Below are 22,280 nucleotides of genomic sequence, written 5' to 3' on the forward strand. Positions count from 1 at the left end.
TGTTTCAGCCACCGATGGGAATGCCGCCATTGGGATGGAGCACTTGGCCCGTGATGTAGCTTGCATCTGCGCAGGCCAGAAACAGGTAGCATGGCGCCACCTCGGCCGGTTGTCCGGGCCGCCCCATCGGTGTGTCCGTGCCGAATGACTCCACCTCATCCGCAGGCATGGTTTCAGGGATGAGCGGGGTCCAGATGGGTCCGGGGGCGACGCCGTTCACACGGATGTCCTTGTCTGCCAGATTGGCAGCCAGCGACCGGATCAGCGCCAGTTCCGCACCTTTCGTCGCTGAATAATCCATCAATTGAGCATGCCCGCGATAGGCATTGACGGATGTGCTGCAGACGATGGCGCTGCCTTTGCGCAGATGCGGTAGGGCGGCCTGAATGGTCCAGACATATCCGAACGCATTGGTGCGAAATGTCTTTTCCAACTGATCCTGCGTGATGGCGGTGAAATCCGTTTCCACCGTCTGAACCGAGGCGTTGCACACCACGATGTCCAATTGTCCGTGATCGCGCAGCACCGCATCCACCAGCGCAAAGCAACTGTCGCGCTTATCCGCTTCGAGCTTTTCGATGGTGATTTCGGCGTTCTCGTCGCGGCGCAGCGTTTCGGCCAGCGCTTCGGCTTCGTCGCGGTCGGAATGGTAGGTCACGACAAGCCGGGCGCCTTCGCGGGCAAATAAACGCGCTGTTGCGGCGCCGATGCCGGATGAGCCGCCGGTGATCAGGGCAACCTTCCCCTGCAGGCGGCCAGAACCGGGGTAGCGGGGCATGTCGTCGGCGGGAGCATCGGGTTTCATAGGGCACTCTGTCTAATGAATGGGAGGCGCGGGACCGTGGTCCGCTCGGGGATTGTTTTGAGGCGAACGTGAAGGCAGGCGGTGCTGTTCCCTGCGAACCTCAGGCAAAGCCTCAGATGTCGGGCGGCAATCGCGCGCGGCGAGCAGGACCGTCGCCCGAGACGTGTCGGCGGTTTTCGGCACTATGGCGCGATGGGGCGGGAACCACCGCCGGTTGCAGGCGTTTTGATGCGTCACGCAGTGTCTCCATGCCGCGCGGCGTTCTTCAATCTGACCTCCCCCGCACCAGAGGCTTTGCCGATGACGTCTACACGCATGCCGCACCGACCCCGTTCGTCCGGGGGGCACTCCTGTCTCACCATTCTGCTGGCCGGCGGGCAGGGCAGTCGCCTGCACGAACTGACAGGGACGGATTGTAAACCTGCCGTTCCCTTCGGGCCGACGGGGCGGATCGTGGATTTCGTGGTGTCGAATGCCGCAATGGTGGGTCTGGGTCCGATGGTGGTCGCCACACAGTATCGCCCGGTGTCATTGACCGCGCATCTGATGCGCAATTGGGCGTCTGCCTTTGCCGATGGGCTGATCCTGCGCGACGGCCATTGCGTCGCGGGCAAGCAGGGATATCGCGGCACGGCGGACGCGGTCGCCGCCAACATGGCCGAGATTGATCGCACCGCGCCGGAGCATGTGCTGATCCTTGCGGGCGATCATGTGTTCGATATGGATTTCGGGCGAATGATGGCGGACCACATCGCCTCAGGGGCGGCTGCCACCGTGGCAGCAACGCCTGTCCCGGTAAGCGAGGCGCGAGGCTTTGGCATCCTTGACGCCGATGCGCAGGGACAGGTGACCCGCTTTGTCGAAAAACCTGCCAATCCCCCCGCGATGTTCGGTGATCCGCGTCGGTCGCTGGCTTCGATGGGGATATATGCCTTCCGTTGGGCTTGGCTGCGTGCGGCGCTGCGCGCCGAGTTGCAGCGGCCCGGCACCCGGTTCGATTTCGGGCATGACATCCTGCCCCGCGCCCTGCGCGACCGCGAATTGCGGCTGCACACCTTGCCGGATCGCCCCGATGGGCGCACAGGCTATTGGCGCGATGTCGGCACGCTGGACGCCTATCGCAAGGCACAGTTGGATTTCGTGGCCGCAACCCCGCCTATTCCGCTTCCCCAGATGCCGGGTGGCGGCATAGCTGGCCTGAATACAGTAATGTCTGGCTTTGCCGCACAGGCCGCTGCCGTGCACGGCACCGTGTTGATGCCGGGTGCCCGGATCGCCCGCGGCGCGCACGCCAAACACGCCATCCTCGGACCCGGTGTGGTGCTGCCTGCCGGAATCGTCATCGGCGAAGACCCGAACGAAGATCGTCGCTGGTTCCGCCGCACGGATGCAGGCACGGTGCTGGTAACGGTCGAAATGCTGAAACGTCGCGAAGACGCGGGAACCATGACCCGCGCTATATCAGGATACCGCAATTGAAAGATCTGAAACACGACCCGGCGACGCGCGCTTTCGACAGGTCGGCCTCCCGCTCGGATCAGCTTGGCGCCACGCCCGATGGCGAGGGCACCAATTTCGCGCTGTTCTCGGACCACGCGGAACGGGTGGAGCTATGCCTGTTCGACGAGACCGGCCAGAACGAGGTGCAGCGGCTTGACCTGCCTTTGATGGAGGGCGGTATCTGGCACGGCTATCTTCCCGGTGTGCAGCCCGGGCAGGCGTATGGCTACCGCGTGCATGGCCCTCATGATCCGGAGGCTGGCCACCGGTTCAACCCCAATAAGCTGCTTCTTGATCCCTACGCGCAGGAAATGCGCGGCTTTCTCAAATGGGACGACGCGCTGTTCGCCTACCCCGTGGGGGGTGATGATCGCGAGGTCGACACCCGCGACAGCGCGCCGTTCATGCCCAAGGCCGTCGTCGCCGACCCGGTTTATGATTGGGAGGCCGACGACGCGCTACGCCACAATTGGTCCGATACGGTGATCTACGAGGCGCATGTGAAAGGGCTGACGCAATGCCTGCCGGGCATCCCAGACGAGGATCGCGGCACGTTCCGAGGCCTGAGTTCCCCGGCGGTGATCGAACATCTGCATAAGATCGGCGTCACCACGATCGAGCTGCTTCCCATCCACGCCATGATCCAGGACCGGCATCTGGTGGAAAAGGGGCTGAGCAACTACTGGGGCTATAACACCATCGGCTTTTTCGCGCCGAACCGCACCTATCTGGCGGGCGAGCAGGTGCGCGAGGTCAAGGACGCGATCAAGCGGTTCCACGCCGCCGGTATCGAGGTGATCCTCGATGTGGTCTACAACCACACCGCCGAGGGCAACGAGCTGGGTCCGATGCTCAGCTTCAAGGGCATCGACAATGCCTCCTACTATGTGCTGTCGCCGGAAAACCCGCGCCATGCGTTCGACACCACCGGCACCGGCAACACGCTGAACGTGGCGCATCCGATGGTGCTGCGCATGGTGATGGACAGCCTGCGCTACTGGGTTGAGGTGATGCATGTGGATGGGTTCCGCTTTGACCTTGCTTCCACGCTGGGGCGGGAGCCTGACGGGTTCGAACGCGAAGGTGCCTTTTTCAACGCGCTGCGGCAGGACCCTGTGCTGGCGGGCGTCAAGCTAATCGCGGAGCCGTGGGACGTGGGCGATGGCGGCTATCAGGTCGGCGCCTTCCCATGGCCGTTCCGCGAGTGGAATGACAAATTTCGCGACGACACCCGGGCCTTCTGGCGCGGCGATGACGGGCAGGTGCCGCGTCTGTCACAGCGGTTGCTGGGGTCGCCCACGCAGTTCAACCACGCCCACCGCCCGGCGAACTCGTCGATCAATTTCGTCGCCGCGCATGATGGCTTCACCCTGTGGGATACGGTGTCCTACAACGACAAGCACAATGACTCGAATGGCGAGGACAACCGCGACGGCCATTCGCACAATATCTCCGACAATATGGGCGCCGAAGGGCCGACGGAGGATGGCTTTGTGCTGGCGGCGCGGGAACGGCGGGTCAAGGCGATGCTGGCCAGTCTGATGTTCTCGCACGGGGTGCCGATGGTGCTGGCGGGTGATGAGCTGGGCCAGACGCAGGACGGCAACAACAACGCCTATTGTCAGGACAACGCCCTGACATGGATCGACTGGGATGCCGCGCGGCCCGTCCTGACCGACGCGCTCAGCGCATTCGCCGCCGCGCGTCGGGATTTGCAGCCGCTGCTTGCGCCGCGTTTCTTTGCGGTTGGCCGAGCGGAGGAGGATCTGGAAGCAGATCGGGTGCATTCGGATTGGTGGCACCCTGCCGGGCATGAGATGGCCGAGGCTGATTGGCAGGATGCCGGGCTGCGCTGTTTCGGGCTGCGTCACGCGCGCAAAGGCGTGGGCATGGCGATGGTGCTGTGCAATGCGGGCGAGGACTGCGAAGTCGTCCTGCCCGGCGGCGACTGGCAGCAGATTTTGTGCAGCGCCCATGATCCGGTCGAGGCAGAGGCCGGACCGGTCAGCGGCACGATGCTGGTGCCTGCGCAATCCGTCGTGGTGCTGCGCGCCGCTGGCGAAGGCTAACGATAGGCGCCGGGCGGTCGGGGGTCAGTTCCCCTGACCGTAGCGCCGGTAACTCCATGTGCGCACCAGTTCGACCGAAGAGCGCGCAAGACTGCGATACCGCTCATCGCGCAGCCGATTGCGTTCGAAGTTCAACCGCGACAACGTCTCGCGCACCTGATTGGCCTGTTCGGCCACGTCGCTGTCCGTCGTGCGCCCTGTGATGCGGAATTGCGAGCCGACGATGGCCGGGGTGTTGCCGTAGCTCAGGGCAACGGGGTGCATGATGAGAAAGTTATCGAAGAATTCACCATCGCGGGTCCGGTTGCGCAGGACCACCTCGACCCCGCGTGCGCGGCTGAGGGCCGTCCGGATGGCCTCGCGCGCGGCTTCGTTGTCAGAGCCGTCGCATCCGTCCTGCAAAAACCTGCAATTGCGGCCTATCACATCGGCCGGGGCGTATCCGGTCATTTCCTGAAACCGCCCGTTTACCGCGACCAGCGGACAATCCGGCTGCGATGGGTCCGCGACCGTAAGCGCGACCGGAAGCCGGTCGATGGTCATTTGTACTCCGTCGATGGTCGCTTGTTCCAGCATGCGCGGCCCCTTTACGCATTGTTGTGTTTTCACCCGGCAGGGTAAGACTATCTACAACGTGGACCTGATTATAGAAATTGCGAGCGACGGAGCCTGATGACGCAGCAAGCAGACACCCAAGCCCGAAGTGCCGAGGGCCCCGTGATCGTAGGGGTCGGGGCGTCGGCCGGTGGGCTGGAGGCGTTTCAACAGCTATTGGCGGGGGTGCCGGAACAGCATGAGTTCGTGTTCATCCTCGTGCAGCACCTTGACCCCAATCACGAAAGCATGCTGTCGGACCTGCTGTCGAAAAATTCGCGCAGCCCGGTTGTGACGGCACAGGACGGGCAGTCTGTCGTGCCCGGTTCGGTCTATCTGATTCCCCCCAACAAGGCACTGACGCTGCAGGGCGGGAAGCTGCGGCTGGCCCCCTTCGACAGCCCGCGCGGGCAGCGACGGCCCATCGACATCTTGATGGCCTCTATCGCCCAAGAGGCCGGAGACCACGCTGTCGGTATCGTGCTGTCGGGCACGGGCAGCGACGGCAGCCGTGGCGCGCAGGCGATCAAGGAACATGGCGGGCTGATTCTGGCGCAGGACCCGAATCAGGCGAAGTATGACGGAATGCCCCGCGCGGTCATCGGCACCGGGGCGGTCGATCTGGTCCTGCCCACGGGCGAGATGATGTCGACGCTGGACGATTATTTTCAGCGGCGCAGCGGTTTGCATCCCGAAATCCTGTCGGATGCCGAATTTATCGACCGGGTCGCGCAGCATGTCCGCTACCGCACCGGCCATGATTTCCGCCATTACAAACGTGCCACGCTGCTGCGGCGGCTGGCGGTCCGGATGTCCGTTCTGGGGATCACAACACCCGACGCCTATCTGCGCGAACTGGTATCAAACAAGGACGAAGCCGCCCGCCTGTTCCGTGATTTGCTGATCAACGTCACAAGCTTCTTCCGCGACCCGGAGGCGTTCGACCGGCTGCGCAGTAAGGCACTGCCCCGCATCATCGAGGGGCGGGGCCGGGACGACGAATTGCGGATCTGGGTGCCGGGCTGTTCCACCGGGCAGGAAGCCTACACGATCGCCATGCTGGTGGCCCGCGAGGTGGAGCGCGACGACGTGCATCCGCGCGTGTCGATCTTTGCGACCGATATCGATGACGATGCGCTGGCCATTGCCCGGCGCGGCATCTACCCGAATTCGATCATAGACGAGGTGCCCGAAGATTTCCTGACGGAGTTCTTCATTTCGACGCCCGAGGGCTACGAGGTATCCTCCCGCTTGCGCGACATGGTGCGGTTTTCGAGCCAGAGCCTGATCAAAGACCCGCCGTTTTCCCGGCTCGATCTGGTGTCATGCCGGAACGTGACGATCTATTTCGACAGCTATCTGCAGGATCTGGCGATCCACGTTTTTCACTACGCGCTCCGCGAGGGCGGGTTCCTGTTCCTTGGACCGTCGGAAAGCCCGCGCATCATCGACGACTGCTTTAGCGAAATCGACGGTCGCCAGCGGCTGTTCCGGCGGCGCAACGGGCCCGCGGTGCCGCTGCGGCTGGTGCAGTCGCCCGCCCCGCGCAAGATCACAGCCGAAGTCGCCCCCGAAGACGACAGCAGCGGCGATCTGATCCGGCTGCCTTATGCCGAAACGCTTCTGCGGCGTTACACGCCCGCGTTCCTGCATCTGTCGGCGCGGCATGAACTTCTCTACGCCTCGGAAACGGCAGCCCCCTATCTGCAAATTCGGCCCGGCGCGCCGGATCTGTCGGTGCGCGCGCTGATCAAGCCCGCATTGGAGCCCGCGCTGCGGCGGTTGCTCAATGGTATGGGCCTGAATTCCGATATGTCCGAGATCGAGTATCAGGGCGAATTGGACGGGCGACAGGTTCGCATCGTCATGAATTGCGAGGACCTGAAGGGCGGCGGCATGTTGGTGGTGCTGCGCGACAAAATGGATCTGCGTGCCGACCGGATGCAGTCGCGGGATGCCACGGGCGTTGCCACCATCGACGAATCCTATGTCGATGCGCTGGAACGTGAACTCGACGAGGCGCGTCAGACGATCCGGTCGAACATCGAGGAACTGGAGACATCGAACGAGGAGCTGAAAAGCTCCAACGAAGAAATGATGTCGATGAACGAGGAGCTTCAATCCGCGAATGAGGAGCTTCAGAACAAGATCCACGAGGTCAACGAGGTCAATGCCGATCTTGCTAACCTGATCCGCGCGATCCGGGTGCCGACCGTGTTCCTTGATCAGAAGCTCCGCCTGCGCAGCTACACGCCCGAAGCGCTGACGATTTATAGCTTTGCCGATCATGACCGGGGTCGCCCGCTCGAAGAGATCAGCAGCCGTATCGATGGCGACCGGCTGATCACGCTTTGCGAAGAGGTCGTGCGCACAGGTGAACCCCGCACCGCCCGTTTCGTCGATGACGAGGATGATCGCGTCTTTTCCGCCCAGATCGTGCCCTATCATACGGAGCGGGACACCGCCTCGGGCGTGGTGTTCACCCTAACGGACATGACGGCGGAGGATTCGCTGGCCCGGCAGGCCGAGCAGAACCGGCTGTTGGCTGAATCGCGGCTGGCCGAGGTGGAGGAGGTCTATAACGTCTCTCCGTTGGCGATGGGGCTTATTGATCCCGATCTGCGCGTGATCCGTGCCAACCGCCGCTTTGCCGCGCTGACCGGTGTGCGCCCGGAGGATCTGACCGGACAGTCGATTTCCGGACTGGTGCCGGGCGCGGATGAGGTGATCCACGAATCCGTGCGCAGCGTGTTGTCGACCGGCGCGCCGGTTCTGGGAATGCGGTTCGAGGCAGGACGGGAAATCACGCGCCGCGACGATGACGTCCGCATCTGGGAAGTGGACTGGTATCCCGTCCGTTTCGGCGGGGAGACAACGGGCATCGGCATCAATGTGCATGACATCACGGATGACGAGCGTCTGAAGCATGAGCAGCGCCGCTTGATGCGGGAATTGCAGCACAGGGTGAAAAATATCCTCGCCAATGTCGTGGCCTTGGTGAACCGCGCCGCGCGCGATGCCCGCAATGACACCGATGCGATGCGCACCCTCACCCGCCGCATTCAGGCGCTGTCGAAAACCCATTCGCTGCTGTCGAACACCGTCGGCGGATCGACTCGTATTAGGCAGATCATCGAGCCGGAATTGACGGCTGTCTACGGACCGGACCGGGTGCGTGTGCGGGGCCGGGATATTCAGCTAAGCCCGCGCACCTCGCTGGCCTTGGCGACTGCCTTTCACGAACTGGCCACCAACGCGGCCAAGTTCGGGGCATTCTCCACCCCAGATGGCCGGGTGTCGTTGACGTGGAAACGGGTCGATGACGGGGACGAGGACGAGTTCGTTTTCACTTGGCGTGAAACCGGAGGGCCGGTGACCGCGTTACCCACCCGAACGGGATTCGGGAGCCAACTGATCCGCTCGACCGTCGAGACCACTCTCGACGGGTCGATCGAATTTTCTTGGGAACCTGAGGGCCTGCTCTGCGTTATGCGTGTTCCGAGCGCGCAATTGCTGAAACAGGAAGACAGGTTTTTCGATGACATCTTCGCAAGTTAAACTTCTATATCTTGAGGACGAAGTCATTATCGCCCTCGACACGGAAGACATGCTGCGGAGCATGGGGGTCGCCGAAATTTCGGTCGCGCACCGTCTGGAAACCGCTGAGAAGCTCGCACAGCGCGGGGAATTCACCCATGCGCTGCTCGACATTAACGTTGGGCGCGGCTGCACCAGTTTCGAATTGGGGCGCAAGCTGGCCGAGCAGGGCGTGCATGTGATCTTTGCGTCTGGCTACGATCGATCCAACTTCAGCGGACAGGTCGAGGGCTTCGATTACATCGAAAAGCCGCTTGATCCCTCATCGCTTAAACGTTGCTGCCCGATCCTCGAAGATCAGGTTTCCGCCTGACCCCGGCGCGGGGCATCTACGCTATTTCTGGTGATCTACGCCGCCACCGTATGCGGTAGAACTCTCCGCACCTCTATCTCCCGGTTTTGCGCCCTCAAATCGGGCATCTGCACGTCCCTGTGGCAGATTTCCCGTGCGGCACGCTTGCCAAAACCCCCTGTCTTCGTTTGACTGAACCACGGGCCGCGTTACCCGCTTTACGCCGCATCGGGCGGGGGCGCATCCACGGTCCCAGCGGAGAGACAGCGGCAGGCTTTGCATATGGCGATCTCGTTTCTTCTGAACGGAGAGACCGTGCGCGTGGATCCTGACCCCACCCGCACCCTGCTGGACTGGCTGCGCGAGGAGCGTGCGCTGACCGGCACCAAGGAAGGCTGCAACGAAGGGGATTGCGGCGCCTGCACGGTCATGGTCACCGACGCAACCGGCGCGCAGGCGCTGAATGCCTGTATCCTGTTGATGCCACAGCTTCACGGTAAGGCAGTGCGCACCGTCGAGGGGATCGCCTCCCCCGACGGGGCATTGCATCCCATCCAATCCGCGATGATCGAAAAACACGGCTCCCAATGCGGATTCTGCACGCCGGGATTTATTGTCTCAATGGCCACGGCGCATCGCAACGGGCGGCGGGATCATGACGATCAATTGGCCGGGAACCTGTGTCGTTGCACGGGCTATGCCCCGATCATCCGCGCCGCCGAGGCCGCAGCCGATGCGCCGGTGCCGGACTGGGTGCAGGATGTGCCGGGCGGCGGGGACGAGGCGCCAGCCTATGTGCCCGGCTCCGCTGACGCGCTTGCGAAGTGGTATGCCGATCACCCCGACGCCACCCTTATTGCCGGGGCGACCGATGTCGGGCTGTGGGTCACAAAACAGCTGCGCGATTTGCAGCCGGTCTGTTTCCTGCATCGCTGCGATGATCTGCGCGGCGTAACAGTGACGGAGGATGAAATCCGCATCGGCGCGATGACCTCCATGACCGCGCTGCGCGAGGCAATCGCGCCTCACCACCCGGATTTCGCGGAAATGCTGCGCCGCTTTGGCTCGACCCAAGTGCGCAACGCCGCAACGGTTGGCGGCAACATCGCGAACGGCTCGCCCATTGGCGATAGCCCACCTGCCTTCATCGCGCTGAACGCCACGCTGCATCTGCGATCTGGTGACACCCGTCGCAGCCTGCCGTTGGAGGAGTTCTTTGTTGCCTATGGCAAGCAGGATCGCGCGCCCGGCGAATTCGTCGAGGCGGTGAGCCTGCCGCGCCAGCCCGACACATTCCGGATTTACAAACTGTCGAAGCGGTTCGATCAGGATATTTCCGCCGTTTGCGGGGCGTTCAACGTCACCGTAGATGGGGGGCGCGTCACCGCCGCGCGGATCGCCTTTGGCGGCATGGCCGCGACCCCAAAACGGGCAGCTGCGGTGGAGGCCGCTTTGCTGGATCAACCGTGGACCGAAGCCACGATTACAGCCGCGCTTCCTGCTTTTGCCGAGGATTTTCAACCCCTGAGCGATATGCGCGCCTCTGCCGAATATCGTCTGTCCGCCGCGCGCAATATGCTGCGCCGCTACTGGCTGGAGCGGGAAACAGGCGCGGCGCGCGTGCTGGAGGTGACGGTATGAGCGTGTGCAAACCCCTGCCGCATGACGCGGCCACGCTGCATGTCACCGGCGCGGCGCGCTATATCGATGATATTCCCACCCCCGGCAACTGTCTGCATCTTGCATTCGGGCTGAGCCGCATCGCGCGCGGGCGGGTCACCGCAATGGATCTGGCGCAGGTGAGCGCCGCGCCGGGTGTCGTGGCCGTCCTGACCGCCGCCGATCTGCCCGGTGCCAATGACGTGTCCCCGTCTGCCCATGATGAGCCGATGCTGGCCGAGGGGGAGATCTACTACCACGGGATGCCGCTGTTTCTGGTCGTCGCTGACAGCCATCTGGCGGCGCGCCGCGCCGCGCGTCTGGGCGAGATCGCGTATGACGAGGCGCCTGCGATCCTGACCATCGATGAGGCCCTCGCGGCTGACAGCCGGTTCGAGGAAGGCCCCCGCGAATATATCCGGGGCAATCCAGCCGAGGGGTTTCGCGGCTGCACCACGGTGATCGAGGACAGCATCACCTTCGGCGGGCAGGAGCATTTCTATCTGGAGGGACAGGCGGCGCTGGTTCTGCCACAGGAAAATGGCGACATGGTCGTGCATTCCTCCACCCAGCATCCGACCGAAATTCAGCATAAGGTGGCCGAGGCCCTGAACCTGCCGATGCATGCGGTGCGCTGCGAGGTGCGGCGGATGGGCGGTGGATTTGGCGGTAAGGAAAGCCAGGGCAACGCGCTGGCCGTCGCCTGTGCGGTCGCCGCCGCCGCGACAGGCCGACCCTGCAAGATGCGCTACGACCGCGACGATGACATGATGATCACCGGCAAGCGGCACGATTTCCGCATCGATTACCGCGCCGGGGTCGATGCCGATGGCAACATCCTTGCGGTCGAATTCGATCAATATTGCCGCTGCGGCTGGTCGCAGGATTTGTCGCTGCCCGTGGCCGACCGGGCCATGTTGCATGCCGATAATGCCTACTGGCTGCCCAATATCCGCATCACGTCCCACCGGCTAAAGACACATACCCAATCCGCCACCGCCTATCGCGGGTTTGGCGGGCCGCAGGGCATGCTGGGGATCGAGCGGGTGCTGGATCATCTGGCCCATGCGCTGGGCGTCGATCCGTTGGACCTGCGCAAGCGCAACTTCTACGCCCCCGCCACGAGCGCATGGGGCAAGGCAACCCCCACCCCTGCCCATCCTGTCGAGCCGCACCCCGAGGGGGCGGAGGCCGATCTGACCTCGCGCGGGGTGACGGGGGAGGTGCAGGAGGATGCAGTGCCGGAGCCGGTGGCGGATGTCCCTCGCCAGACCACGCCCTATCACCAGCCGGTCGAGGATTTCATCCTGCACGAGATGGTCGCGGCGCTGGAGCAAAGCTCCGATTACGCCGCGCGCCGCGCCGCGATTGCGGACTGGAACGCCGCGAACCCAGTGCTGAAACGGGGAATCGCGCTGACGCCGGTGAAGTTCGGGATCTCCTTTACCCTGACCCACCTCAATCAGGCCGGTGCCTTGGTGCATGTCTATCAGGACGGCTCGGTCCATATGAACCACGGCGGCACCGAAATGGGGCAGGGCCTGTTTCAGAAAGTGGCGCAGGTCGCGGCGAGCCGCTTTGGCATCGGCATCGACCGGGTGCGGATCACTGCGACTGATACGGGCAAGGTGCCCAATACCTCCGCCACTGCGGCCTCCTCGGGCTCGGATCTTAACGGGATGGCGGTAAAGGCCGCCTGCGACACGATCCGCGACCGGCTGGCCGCGTTTATAGCGGAGCAACATCAGGCCGATCCGGTGCAGGTGCGGTTCGAAGGCGGCAAGGTCCATGTCGGCGGCGAGGTCATCCCGTTCGAGACGGTGGTGGCCGAGGCCTATATGGGCCGGGTCAGCCTGTCCGCGACCGGGTTTTACAAAACGCCCAAGATCGTCTGGGATCGCATTCGCGGCACGGGGCGGCCCTTCTACTACTTTGCCTATGGTGCAGCAGTGACCGAGGTGGCGATTGATACGCTTTCCGGCGAAAACCGCATCCTGCGCACTGACATTTTGCATGATTGCGGCGCCTCGCTGAACCCCGCGCTGGATATCGGCCAGATCGAGGGCGGATATGTGCAGGGCGCGGGCTGGCTCACGACCGAAGAGCTGGTTTGGGACGCGACCGGGCGCCTGACGACCCACGCGCCATCAACCTATAAAATCCCAGCCTGTTCGGACCGCCCGCCGGTGTTCAACGTAGCGCTGTGGGACGGACAGAATGCCGAAGAGACGATCTACAGATCCAAAGCGGTGGGCGAGCCGCCCTTCATGCTGGGGATATCGGCTTTGATGGCGCTGTCGGATGCCGCCGCGGCCTGTGGGGTGGACTATCCCGCGCTTGACGCCCCTGCCACGCCGGAGCGGGTTCTGGCGGCGGTGGAACGGGTGCGCGGGTGAGCTTTGACCTCGACACCCTGCGCGCGGCTGTCGCGCGCCATGGTCGCGTGGCTCGGGTCGTCGTGATGGGCACCGAAGGATCGGTTCCACGTGAAACCGGGGCGGCCATGCTAGTGTGGGATGGCGGACAATCGGGCACCATCGGCGGCGGCACGCTGGAATTGGAGGCCGCGCGCCGGGCGCGGCTGGGTGCGGGGATCACGCGGGTGCCACTTGGACCGGGGATCGGCCAGTGTTGCGGCGGCGCGGTGCGTCTGTTGACCGAACACTACGATGCAGCGGCGCTGGATGCGCTGCTCGTCGAGGTGGGTTACGTCGCCCGCCCGTTGCCCGGCGTGACCGGCCCGGCGCCGCTGACCCTGCGGCGGACGCTCGCCGGGTTGCGCGGTGGCACAGGGCCGGTGGCGCCGGGGGAGATCGACGGCTGGATGATCGAGCCGTTGTTTCAGCCTGCGCGCGCCTTGTGGCTCTATGGGGCGGGGCATGTTGGCCGGGCTATCGCTGCGGTGATGGCACCGCTGCCCGATTGGCGGGTGACATGGATCGACAGCGCCACCGGGCGCTTTCCCGATGACGTCGTGCCCGGTGTCGAACCATTGATCGCCGCGAACCCGGCTGATGTCGTGCGCCACGCGCCTGACGACGCGCATCACCTGATCGTGACATATTCCCATGCGCTCGACCTCGAACTGTGTCATCAGGTGTTGTCGCGCCGGTTTGGCTGGGCAGGGCTGATCGGCTCGGCCACCAAATGGGCGCGGTTTCGGTCGCGGCTGGGCGCGCTGGGTCACCCGGCGGAGCATGTCGCGCGCATCACCTGCCCGATCGGGGATCCCGGTCTGGGCAAGCACCCGCAGGCCATCGCACTTGGAGTTGCCGTGCAACTTGTGCAGATGGCGCAGACACGACAGGAGGCCCGCTCCGCATGACCGCGCTGCTGACCCTCGACGGGTTGACCAAGGCCTATCCGGGCGTGATCGCGAACGATGACGTAAGTTTTGCCATCGGCGGGGCGGAGATTCACGCCTTGCTGGGCGAAAACGGCGCGGGCAAGTCGACGCTGGTCAAGATGATCTATGGGCTGGTGAAGCCTGATCGCGGTCACATGCAGATGAATGGCGCGGCCTACGCGCCAACCGATCCCCGCGCCGCCCGCGCCGATGGCGTGGCGATGGTGTTTCAGCATTTTTCCCTGTTTGACGCTCTGGACGTGGCCGAAAACGTCGCGCTGGGCATGGAAAACCCGCCCAAGCGTGGGCAATTGGCCGCGCGTATCCGCGAAGTGTCGACCGAATACGGTCTGCCGTTGGACCCGTCGCGCATCGTGGGCGATCTGTCGGCGGGGGAGCGCCAGCGGGTCGAGATCATTCGCTGTCTGCTGCAAGACCCCAAGCTGCTGATCATGGACGAGCCGACATCGGTCCTGACGCCGCAGGAGGTGGAGATCCTGTTCGCCACCCTGCGCAAGCTGCGGGCCGAAGGCACCTCGATCCTCTATATCTCGCACAAGCTGGAGGAGATCCGCGCGCTCTGCGACACAGCGACTGTTCTGCGGCTCGGTAAGGTCGTGGGCTGTTGCGATCCGCGCGAACGGTCCGCCGGGGAACTGGCCGAGTTGATGGTCGGGACCAAGCTGACCCCGCCCGCCCGTGCCGCGGGCGAGTTGGGCGAAACTGTTCTTGAGCTGCGTGATCTGACCCTGCCGCCGGCTCATGCCTTTGGCACCACGTTGCGGGAGGTTTCGCTATCCGTGCGCACGGGCGAGGTGCTGGGCATCGGTGGGGTCGCGGGTAACGGGCAGGATGAACTGTTGGCGGCCCTCTCGGGCGAGGTTTCGGCCCCGGCAGGAACGATCTGGCTGAAAGGGCGCGACATCGCGCGCAGCGGCCCGGTGCAGCGCCGCGCCGAGGGGCTTCTGACCGCGCCAGAGGAGCGGCTGGGCCATGCCGCCGCCCCGGATATGAGCCTGACGGAGAATGCCTTGCTCACCGGCACGGTGCGCGAAGGATTGGCGCGGCGCGGCTTCCTCGACTGGGCGGGCGCACGCGACTTCGCCGGTCGTATCATCGACCGCTTCGATGTGCGCACGCCGGGACCGCACGTGGCGGCGCGGGCGCTGTCCGGCGGCAACCTGCAAAAATTCGTCATCGGTCGGGAGATCCTACAACGTCCCGATGTGCTGGTCGTCAACCAGCCGACATGGGGCGTCGATGCCGCCGCCGCCGCCGCGATCCGGCAGGCGCTTCTGGATCTGGCAGAGCAGGGCGCGGCGGTTGTCGTGATTTCGCAGGATCTGGATGAATTGATGGAAATCTCCGACCGTTTCGCCGCGCTCAACGGCGGGCGGCTCGGCGCGCCCCGCCCCGCGCGCGGGCTGGGGATGGAGGAGATCGGCCTGATGATGGGCGGCGCCCACGACATGGAGGTGGCCCATGCCGGCAGCTGAGTTCGTGTTGCCCAAAACCCTGTCGCGGATTGCGGTGCTCTCGCCCGTTACGGAGATTACCCTATGATCCGGCTTGAGAAACGCCCGATGCCGTCGCGGCTTTGGACATGGGCGACGCCGGTGCTGGCGGTGGTGCTGACCATGATCGCCGGGGGCCTGATGTTCGCAGCACTGGGTAAGGATCCGGTCGCGGCGATCCGGGTGATTTTCTGGGATCCGCTGTTTTCCGAGTTTGCGTGGTATTACCGCCCGCAGCTTCTGGTCAAAGGCGGGCCGCTGATCCTGATTGCCATCGGGCTCAGCCTTGGGTTTCGGGCGGGGATCTGGAATATCGGCGCGGAGGGTCAGTATATCCTTGGCGCGATTTGCGGCGCGGCGGCGGGGCTTGCGTTCTATCCGTTGGAAAGCCCGCTGATCTTTCCGCTTATGGTGGTTGCAGGCGCGCTGGGGGGCATGGCGTGGGCCATGATTCCGGCACTGCTGAAGGTGCGCTTTGGCACCAATGAAATCCTCGTGTCGCTGATGCTGGTCTATGTGGCCGAACAATTGCTGGCCTCCATGTCCATAGGCCTGCTCAAAAACCCCGAAGGTTACGGTTTCCCCGGATCGCGCAGCCTGTCGCAGTGGTCGTCATCGGCGAACCCTGAATTGATCGCGGGCTGGGGCCTGCATTGGGGCACCGTTTCGGCGCTGCTGGCGGTGGCGGCGGCCTATGTGCTGCTGAACCGGCATATTCTAGGCTTCCAGATCCGGTTGGCCGGGCAAGCGCCCCGGGCGGCGCGGTTTTCTGGCGTGAACCCGAAATTGCTGACGGTGTTCTGCCTTGCCGTATCGGGTGCGTTGGCCGGGCTGGCCGGCGTGTTCGAGGCGACGGGCCCCGCCGGACAGATCACCATCGATTTCAACGTGGGCTACGGATTTACCGCGATCATCGTCGCGTTTCTGGGGCGCTTGCACCCGGTGGGGATATTGCTTGCTGGGCTGCTCATGACGCTGACCTATGTGGGCGGTGGCACGGCGCAGAGCCAGCTGGGCCTGCCGTTTGCCGCCATTCAGGCGTTTCAGGGCATGCTGCTGTTTTTCCTTTTGGGGGTGGACGTGCTGTCGAATTACCGGATGCGGCTGCGCCGTCGCGGGGTGGCGTGATGGATCTGAGCGCAATTAATTGGGGGCTGCTTCTGGCCTCACTCATGGTAGCCGCCACGCCGATTCTGCTGGCCGGTATCGGGGAATTGGTGGTTGAGAAATCCGGCGTGCTGAACCTCGGGGTCGAGGGGATGATGATCACCGGCGCGATCTGCGGCTTTGCGGTCGCGGTGGCCACCGGCAACCCGGCGGTCGGCTTTGTCGCGGCGGCCTTGGGCGGGGCGGTTCTGGCGCTGCTGTTCGGGATCTTGACGCAGTTCCTGCTGTCGAACCAAGTGGCGACCGGGCTGGCGCTGACGCTGTTCGGGCTGGGCCTTTCGGCATTGCTGGGGCAGGGCTACCAAGGGATCAAACCGCCCTCGGCACCGCGACTGGATCTTGGGCCGCTGTCGGATCTGCCGGTGATCGGGCCGATCCTGTTTCGCCATGATCTGATGGTGTATCTCGCCATAGCGCTGGTCGCGGTGGTCTGGCTGGTGCTGGCGCGCACGCGGGCCGGACTGATCCTGCGGGCTGTGGGCGAAAACCCGGCCGCCGCTCATGCGCTGGGCTATAAGGTCGTCGCCGTCCGGCTGATGGCGATTGCCTTTGGCGGGGCCTGTGCGGGGCTGGGCGGGGCGTATCTGAGCCTCGTGCGAGTGCCGCAATGGACCGAAGGCATGACCGCGGGCGCAGGCTGGATCGCGCTAGCGCTGGTCGTCTTTGCGTCGTGGAAGGCCGAGCGCGTGTTGCTGGGCGCGTGGCTTTTCGGGGGCATGACCGTTCTGCAACTGAACCTGCAAGCGGCGGGGCTGGCGATCCCCGGCGAATACCTTTCGATGTCGCCCTATATTGTGACCATTGTCGTGCTGGTCATCATGTCATCGCGTCGGGGGCGGGCAGCACTGGCAGCGCCTGCGGGGCTGGGCAAGCCATTCCATGCGTCGGGCTAGGCAGGCAACATCCAAGTCATTGTAACTACGGGCTGTCAGGAAGGCTTGCGCCGCCCCGGTTCGCCCGAAATAAAAGGTGCGGCAGACGCGCCGATCCAACAGAGGAGACACTCATGAAACCCATCCATTCCCTGCTGAGCGGCCTGACCGTCGCAGCGGCGCTGGCCACCGGTCCGGCCTTTGCCGAGGCGCATATGGACAAGGCCAAGGTCGGCTTCGTCTATGTCGGTCCCGTGGGCGACGGCGGCTGGACATACGAGCATGATCAGGCGCGTCAGGCGGTCGAGGCCGAGTTTGGCGATCAGGTCGAAACGGTGTTCGTCGAAAGCGTCCCCGAAGGCCCCGACAGCGAGCGTGTGATGACGCAGATGGCGCTCGACGGTGCGGATCTGATCTTTACCACCTCGTTTGGCTACATGGACCCGACGATCAATGTCGCGTCGAAATTCCCGGATGTGAAATTCGAACACGCCACCGGCTACAAGCGCGCCGACAACGTTTCCACCTATTCCGCCCGCTTCTACGAAGGCCGCGCGGTTCAGGGCCACATCGCGGGCAAGATGACGGAAAGCAACGTGATCGGGTATATCGGCTCGGTGCCGATTCCCGAGGTGATCCGTGGCATCAACTCCGCCTATATCCATGCCAAAAAGGCCAACCCCGACGTGCAGTTCAAGGTCGTCTGGGTCTATAGCTGGTTCGATCCCGCCAAGGAGGCCGACGCGGCCAAGGTGCTGATCGATCAGGGCGCTGACGTGATCTTGCAGCATACCGACAGCACCGCCCCGCTGGCCGCCGCACAGGAAGCAGGCGGCGTCATCGGGTTTGGTCAGGCCTCTGACATGGCCGAATATAAGCCCGAGCCGCGCGTGTCCTCGATCATCGACAATTGGTCGCCCTACTACATCGAGCGGGTGAAAGCGGTTCTCGACGGCACGTGGGAAAGCACCGACACATGGGCCGGGATCGGCGACGGCATGGTCGAAATCGGCGAGATGACCGACGCGATCCCCGCCGACGTTCGGGAAGAGGCGCAGGCGCTGGCCGATTCCATCGCTGCGGGCGAATACCATCCCTTCACCGGCCCGCTGAACAAGCAGGACGGCACCGCGTGGCTGGCCGAGGGCGAAACCGCCGATGACGGCACCTTGCTGGGCATGAACTTCTACGTCGAAGGGCTGGAAGGCTCGATCCCGCAGTAACGCAGACGCCCTTCGCGCCTGAGCGGAGGCGTGCACGTTAACGCGACCCGGCCTGCTTTGCAGCGCCGGGTCGTTTGCTGTCCGGGCGGTGTCTCGGCCTCAGCCGTGACGTGCGTTACCCATCCGCGCGCAGTCGGGCATTTTTTGGATCATGCGGGCTGTCGGCCACCACTTCCGCATCCCACAATTCCCGCTGCATCCGGATTTTCAGATGGGTGCCCGGCTCCGCCAGATCAGGGCGCACATAGCCGATCCCGATGGATTGCTGAAACACCGGCGACCAGCCCCCGGAGGTCAACCGCCCGACACCCTTGCCGTCGTGCAAGATCGCCTCGCGCCCCCACGGATCGGCATCGTCCGGACCGTCGGTCAGCAGCGTGACGCAGCGACTGCGCGGCGCAGTAGCCAGCATTGCCTCCTTGCCGAAAAATGCCTTATCCATATCGACGAACCGTTCCAGACCTGCCTCCTGCGGGGTGGCGTCCCGGCCCAGATCGCTGCCAAACGCGCGGTAGCTTTTCTCCTGCCGAAGCCAGTTCTGAGCCCGCGCGCCGACAAGCCGCAGATCATGCGCCGCACCCGCATCCATCAATTGGTCGAACAGGTGGTTTTGCATTTCGATCGGATGATGCAGTTCCCAGCCCAGTTCGCCGGTATAAGCCACGCGCGCCGCAAGGACCGGCACCATCCCCAATTCGATCTGCTGTGCCGACAGCCACGGAAACCGTGCATTCGACAATGCGGTCGCAGGCTCCGCATCGCGCACCAGCCCGCGCAGCACGTCGCGGCTGCGCGGCCCGGCCAATGCGAACACCCCGTATTGCGTGGTCACGTCGCGCAATTGCATCGCCCCGAAGCGTGAAATGCCCTCGGCCACCGCCTGTGCCAGCCAATCCCCGTCATAGGCATGCCACGCTCCGGCGGAGACAAGGTAGTATCGATCTTCGGCCTCGCGGATCACGGTATATTCCGACCGGATCGTGCCCGCCGGACCCAACGCATAGGTCAGGCTGATGCGGCCGGTGCGGGGCAGGCGGTTCGTCGTAAACCAGTCGAGAAACGCGGTGGCCCCCGGACCTTCCAGCACATGTTTGGCAAAGGGCGTGGCATCAATCAGCCCGACGCCCTCGCGCACGGCCTTTGCCTCCGCCACCGCATGGGGCCACCATGTGCCGCGCCGGAAGCTGCGGCTGGCGGCATCGTTGAACCCGTCAGGGGCAAAGTAATTGGGCCGCTCCCAGCCATTGACCTGCCCAAACTGTGCGCCCCGCGCCTTTAGCCGGTCATAGCAGGGTGCGGTGCGCAAGGGGCGCGCGGCGGGGCGCTCCTCATCCGGGTGGTGGAGGACATAGACATGGGCATAGGCCTCCTCGTTCTTGGCGATTGCGTAGTCGGTGGTCATCCACGGACCGAACCGGCGCGGGTCAATGCTTGCCATGTCGATTTCGGCCTCACCTGCGGTCATCAACTGCGCCAGATAATGGCCGGCACCCCCGGCCGCGGTGATGCCAAAGCTGAACCCTTCGGCCAGCCACATGTTGCGCAGGCCCGGCGCGGGCCCCAGCAGCGGATTGCCATCGGGCGTGTAGCAGATCGGCCCGTTGTAATCGTCCTTCAGACCGGCGGTCTCGGACGACGGAATGCGGTGGATCATGCTTAGATACTCCGCCTCGATGCGGTCCAGATCGAGGGGGAACAGATCGGCGCGGAAGCTGTCCGGCACGCCATAGGGGAACCGTGCCGGTGCGCCGCGCTCATAGGGGCCTAAAATCCAGCCGCCGCGTTCCTCCCGCACATACCAGCGCGCGTCGGCATCGCGCAGCACCGGATGCTCCCCATGGGTGCGGCGCCACTCGACCAAGGCCGGGTCGGGCTCGGTCACGATGTACTGGTGTTCGACCGGGATCGCGGGAAGGCGCAGGCCCAGTTGCCGGGCGGTGCGCTGCGCGTGGTTGCCGGTGGCTGTCACCACATGCTCCGCCGCGATTTCGACCACCTCGTCCGAGGGCACAAGGTTGCCGCCGCTTTCCACCATACGCCGTGCCGTCACGATCCAATGCGCGCCGGTCCACCGGTAGGCGTCGACCTGCCAGCGCCGTTCGATGCTGACCCCGTGCTGCCGGGCGCCGCGCGCCATCGCTTGCGTCACGTCAGCGGGGTTGATGTAGCCATCGGTGGGATGGAACAGCGCGCCCTGCAAATCCTGTGTGCGCAGCAACGGCCAACGGTCTGCAATGTCATCGGGCGACAGCCATTCAAACGGGATGCCCACCGATTCCGCCGTCGCGGCGTATAGCTCGAACTCGTCCATGCGCGCGCGGCTTTGTGCCATGCGCAGGTTTCCGACGACGGCAAAGCCGGGGTTCAGGCCGGTTTCCTCCTCCAGCGTCTTGTAAAACCGAACGGAGTAATCGTGGATGTGGCTGGTGGCGTAGCTCATATTAAACAAAGGCAGCAGTCCCGCCGCGTGCCATGTGGACCCTGCGGTCAGTTCGTCCCGCTCCAGCAGCATCACGTCCCAGCCTGCGCGCCCCAGATGATAGGCAATCGCGGTGCCCACCGCGCCGCCGCCGACAACCAATGCCCTGACCTGTGTCTTCATCCCCGGCCTCCGCTCTGTCTCGGGATCATTCTGGCAGCGCAGGGCCATGGGGCAAGAGCCAATGCCGCGCAGCCATTGCCGCATCGCGGCGCAGACGGTATGTCGCAGCCCATCGGCCACCGGGGAGGAGCGCGATATGGATGTATTCAAGGATATTGCCGCATTGCGCGCAGCGCGTGCCGATATGCGCGGCCGCGTGGGGCTGGTCCCGACGATGGGCTATTTGCATGATGGGCACATGGCGCTTGTCGCAGCAGCGCGCGCACACTGCGATCACGTCCTTGCGTCGATTTTCGTCAATCCGCGTCAATTCGGAGAGGCCGCAGACCTAGCGGCCTATCCCCGCGACGTCGAACGGGACATGGCGTTGCTACAGGATGCGGGCGTCGATGCGCTGTTTCTGCCGGGGGTGGAGGCCATGTATCCCGCAGGCGCGGAAACCGTTGTCACCGTGCCGAGCCTGTCGGATCGTCTGATGGGCGCGCTGCGGCCCGGCCATTTCGAGGGCGTGGCGACGGTGGTGTGCAAGCTGTTCAACATCACGCGCCCGGATGTCGCGTATTTCGGAGAGAAGGATTACCAGCAGCTTTTGGTGATCCGCCGCATGGCTGCCGACCTCGACACCGGGGTGGAGGTGGTGGGCCTGCCGACCGTGCGCGATGCGGATGGCTTGGCGTTAAGCTCCCGCAACGTGCGGCTCAGTCCGAGCCAGCGGCAGCCGGCGCTTGTGCTGAACCGGGCGCTCGATGCTGCGGCAGAGGCCACCGAGCGTGGCGCCCCGGTGGACGACATCCGCGAAGCGGCGGCCCAACTGCTCGCGACGGAGCCTCAGGCCGATGCGCCGGGGATCGACGTGCAGGATGCGGCAACCTTGTCCGACCTGAAGGGGCGTCCGAACGCGCCCGTGGTCATTTTGTTGACCGCGCGGTTTGGTGATGTGCTTTTGATCGATCAGCGGGTGGCCACGCCACCGACGGCGTGATCCGCGTCCTTTCGCATAAACACGCGCGCCGGAGGCATGGCCGGGACCGGGCCACGCT

The 22,280-nt window shown here is 64.4% G+C and carries 15 protein-coding genes; 12 read left to right on the forward strand and 3 right to left on the reverse strand.

Annotated elements, in window-relative coordinates:
• Positions 1-4 precede the first annotated feature (4 nt).
• Positions 5-805 (reverse strand): SDR family oxidoreductase, encoded by an 801-nt coding sequence (locus CBW24_RS01155; protein ID WP_097372402.1) that lies wholly within the window; start codon positions 803-805, stop codon positions 5-7.
• Positions 806-1,105: 300 nt separating this feature from the next.
• Here CBW24_RS01155 and CBW24_RS01160 point away from each other — a divergent pair, with 300 nt between their 5' ends.
• Together CBW24_RS01160 and glgX are read left to right on the forward strand one after the other, a co-directional pair.
• Positions 1,106-2,284, forward strand: a complete 1,179-nt coding sequence (locus tag CBW24_RS01160) for a sugar phosphate nucleotidyltransferase (protein WP_157772993.1) — start codon at positions 1,106-1,108, stop codon at positions 2,282-2,284.
• Positions 2,281-4,374 carry a glycogen debranching protein GlgX gene (gene glgX / locus CBW24_RS01165; protein WP_097372404.1) on the forward strand — a complete coding sequence of 698 codons (2,094 nt, stop codon included), beginning with the start codon at positions 2,281-2,283 and terminating at the stop codon, positions 4,372-4,374. Before CBW24_RS01160 ends, glgX begins: the two co-directional genes overlap by 4 nt.
• 24 nt (positions 4,375-4,398) lie before the next feature.
• Here the strand turns inward: glgX and CBW24_RS01170 are convergent, their stop codons facing one another.
• Positions 4,399-4,950, reverse strand: a complete 552-nt coding sequence (locus CBW24_RS01170; RefSeq protein ID WP_097372405.1) for a PAS domain-containing protein — start codon at positions 4,948-4,950, stop codon at positions 4,399-4,401.
• 96 nt (positions 4,951-5,046) lie between these two features.
• On the opposite strand from CBW24_RS01170, the gene CBW24_RS01175 reads away from it, so the two are divergent.
• From CBW24_RS01175 to CBW24_RS01215, 9 genes are all read left to right on the forward strand, one after another.
• A complete protein-coding gene (locus CBW24_RS01175; protein ID WP_097372406.1) occupies positions 5,047-8,526 on the forward strand; it encodes a chemotaxis protein CheB in 3,480 nt (1,159 codons plus the stop codon).
• On the forward strand, positions 8,507-8,878 hold the full coding sequence (locus CBW24_RS01180; protein WP_088662983.1) for a response regulator: 372 nt from the start codon (positions 8,507-8,509) through the stop codon (positions 8,876-8,878). Before CBW24_RS01175 ends, CBW24_RS01180 begins: the two co-directional genes overlap by 20 nt.
• Positions 8,879-9,139: 261 nt before the next feature.
• Positions 9,140-10,498 (forward strand): xanthine dehydrogenase small subunit, encoded by a 1,359-nt coding sequence (gene xdhA / locus CBW24_RS01185; protein WP_097372407.1) that lies wholly within the window; start codon positions 9,140-9,142, stop codon positions 10,496-10,498.
• Positions 10,495-12,912, forward strand: coding sequence for a xanthine dehydrogenase molybdopterin binding subunit (xdhB, locus tag CBW24_RS01190; RefSeq protein WP_097372408.1), 2,418 nt, complete (start codon positions 10,495-10,497; stop codon positions 12,910-12,912). Before xdhA ends, xdhB begins: the two co-directional genes overlap by 4 nt.
• Positions 12,909-13,841, forward strand: a complete 933-nt coding sequence (gene xdhC, locus CBW24_RS01195; RefSeq protein ID WP_097372409.1) for a xanthine dehydrogenase accessory protein XdhC — start codon at positions 12,909-12,911, stop codon at positions 13,839-13,841. The genes xdhB and xdhC overlap by 4 nt, the downstream gene beginning before the upstream one ends.
• A complete protein-coding gene (locus tag CBW24_RS01200; protein WP_097372410.1) occupies positions 13,838-15,358 on the forward strand; it encodes an ABC transporter ATP-binding protein in 1,521 nt (506 codons plus the stop codon). The genes xdhC and CBW24_RS01200 overlap by 4 nt, the downstream gene beginning before the upstream one ends.
• A 63-nt stretch (positions 15,359-15,421) precedes the next feature.
• A complete protein-coding gene (locus CBW24_RS01205; RefSeq protein ID WP_097372411.1) occupies positions 15,422-16,504 on the forward strand; it encodes an ABC transporter permease in 1,083 nt (360 codons plus the stop codon).
• Positions 16,504-17,436, forward strand: a complete 933-nt coding sequence (locus tag CBW24_RS01210) for an ABC transporter permease (protein WP_097372412.1) — start codon at positions 16,504-16,506, stop codon at positions 17,434-17,436. Before CBW24_RS01205 ends, CBW24_RS01210 begins: the two co-directional genes overlap by 1 nt.
• Before the next feature lie 113 nt (positions 17,437-17,549).
• On the forward strand, positions 17,550-18,638 hold the full coding sequence (locus tag CBW24_RS01215) for a BMP family ABC transporter substrate-binding protein (RefSeq protein ID WP_097372413.1): 1,089 nt from the start codon (positions 17,550-17,552) through the stop codon (positions 18,636-18,638).
• Positions 18,639-18,753: 115 nt separating this feature from the next.
• Here CBW24_RS01215 and CBW24_RS01220 read toward each other — a convergent pair whose 3' ends face one another.
• Positions 18,754-21,240 (reverse strand): GcvT family protein, encoded by a 2,487-nt coding sequence (locus CBW24_RS01220; RefSeq protein WP_097372414.1) that lies wholly within the window; start codon positions 21,238-21,240, stop codon positions 18,754-18,756.
• 136 nt (positions 21,241-21,376) lie between these two features.
• Here CBW24_RS01220 and panC point away from each other — a divergent pair, with 136 nt between their 5' ends.
• On the forward strand, positions 21,377-22,222 hold the full coding sequence (panC, locus tag CBW24_RS01225) for a pantoate--beta-alanine ligase (protein WP_097372415.1): 846 nt from the start codon (positions 21,377-21,379) through the stop codon (positions 22,220-22,222).
• Positions 22,223-22,280: the final 58 nt, after the last annotated feature.

Source organism: Pacificitalea manganoxidans, assembly GCF_002504165.1.
GTDB classification, from domain to species: domain Bacteria; phylum Pseudomonadota; class Alphaproteobacteria; order Rhodobacterales; family Rhodobacteraceae; genus Pacificitalea; species Pacificitalea manganoxidans.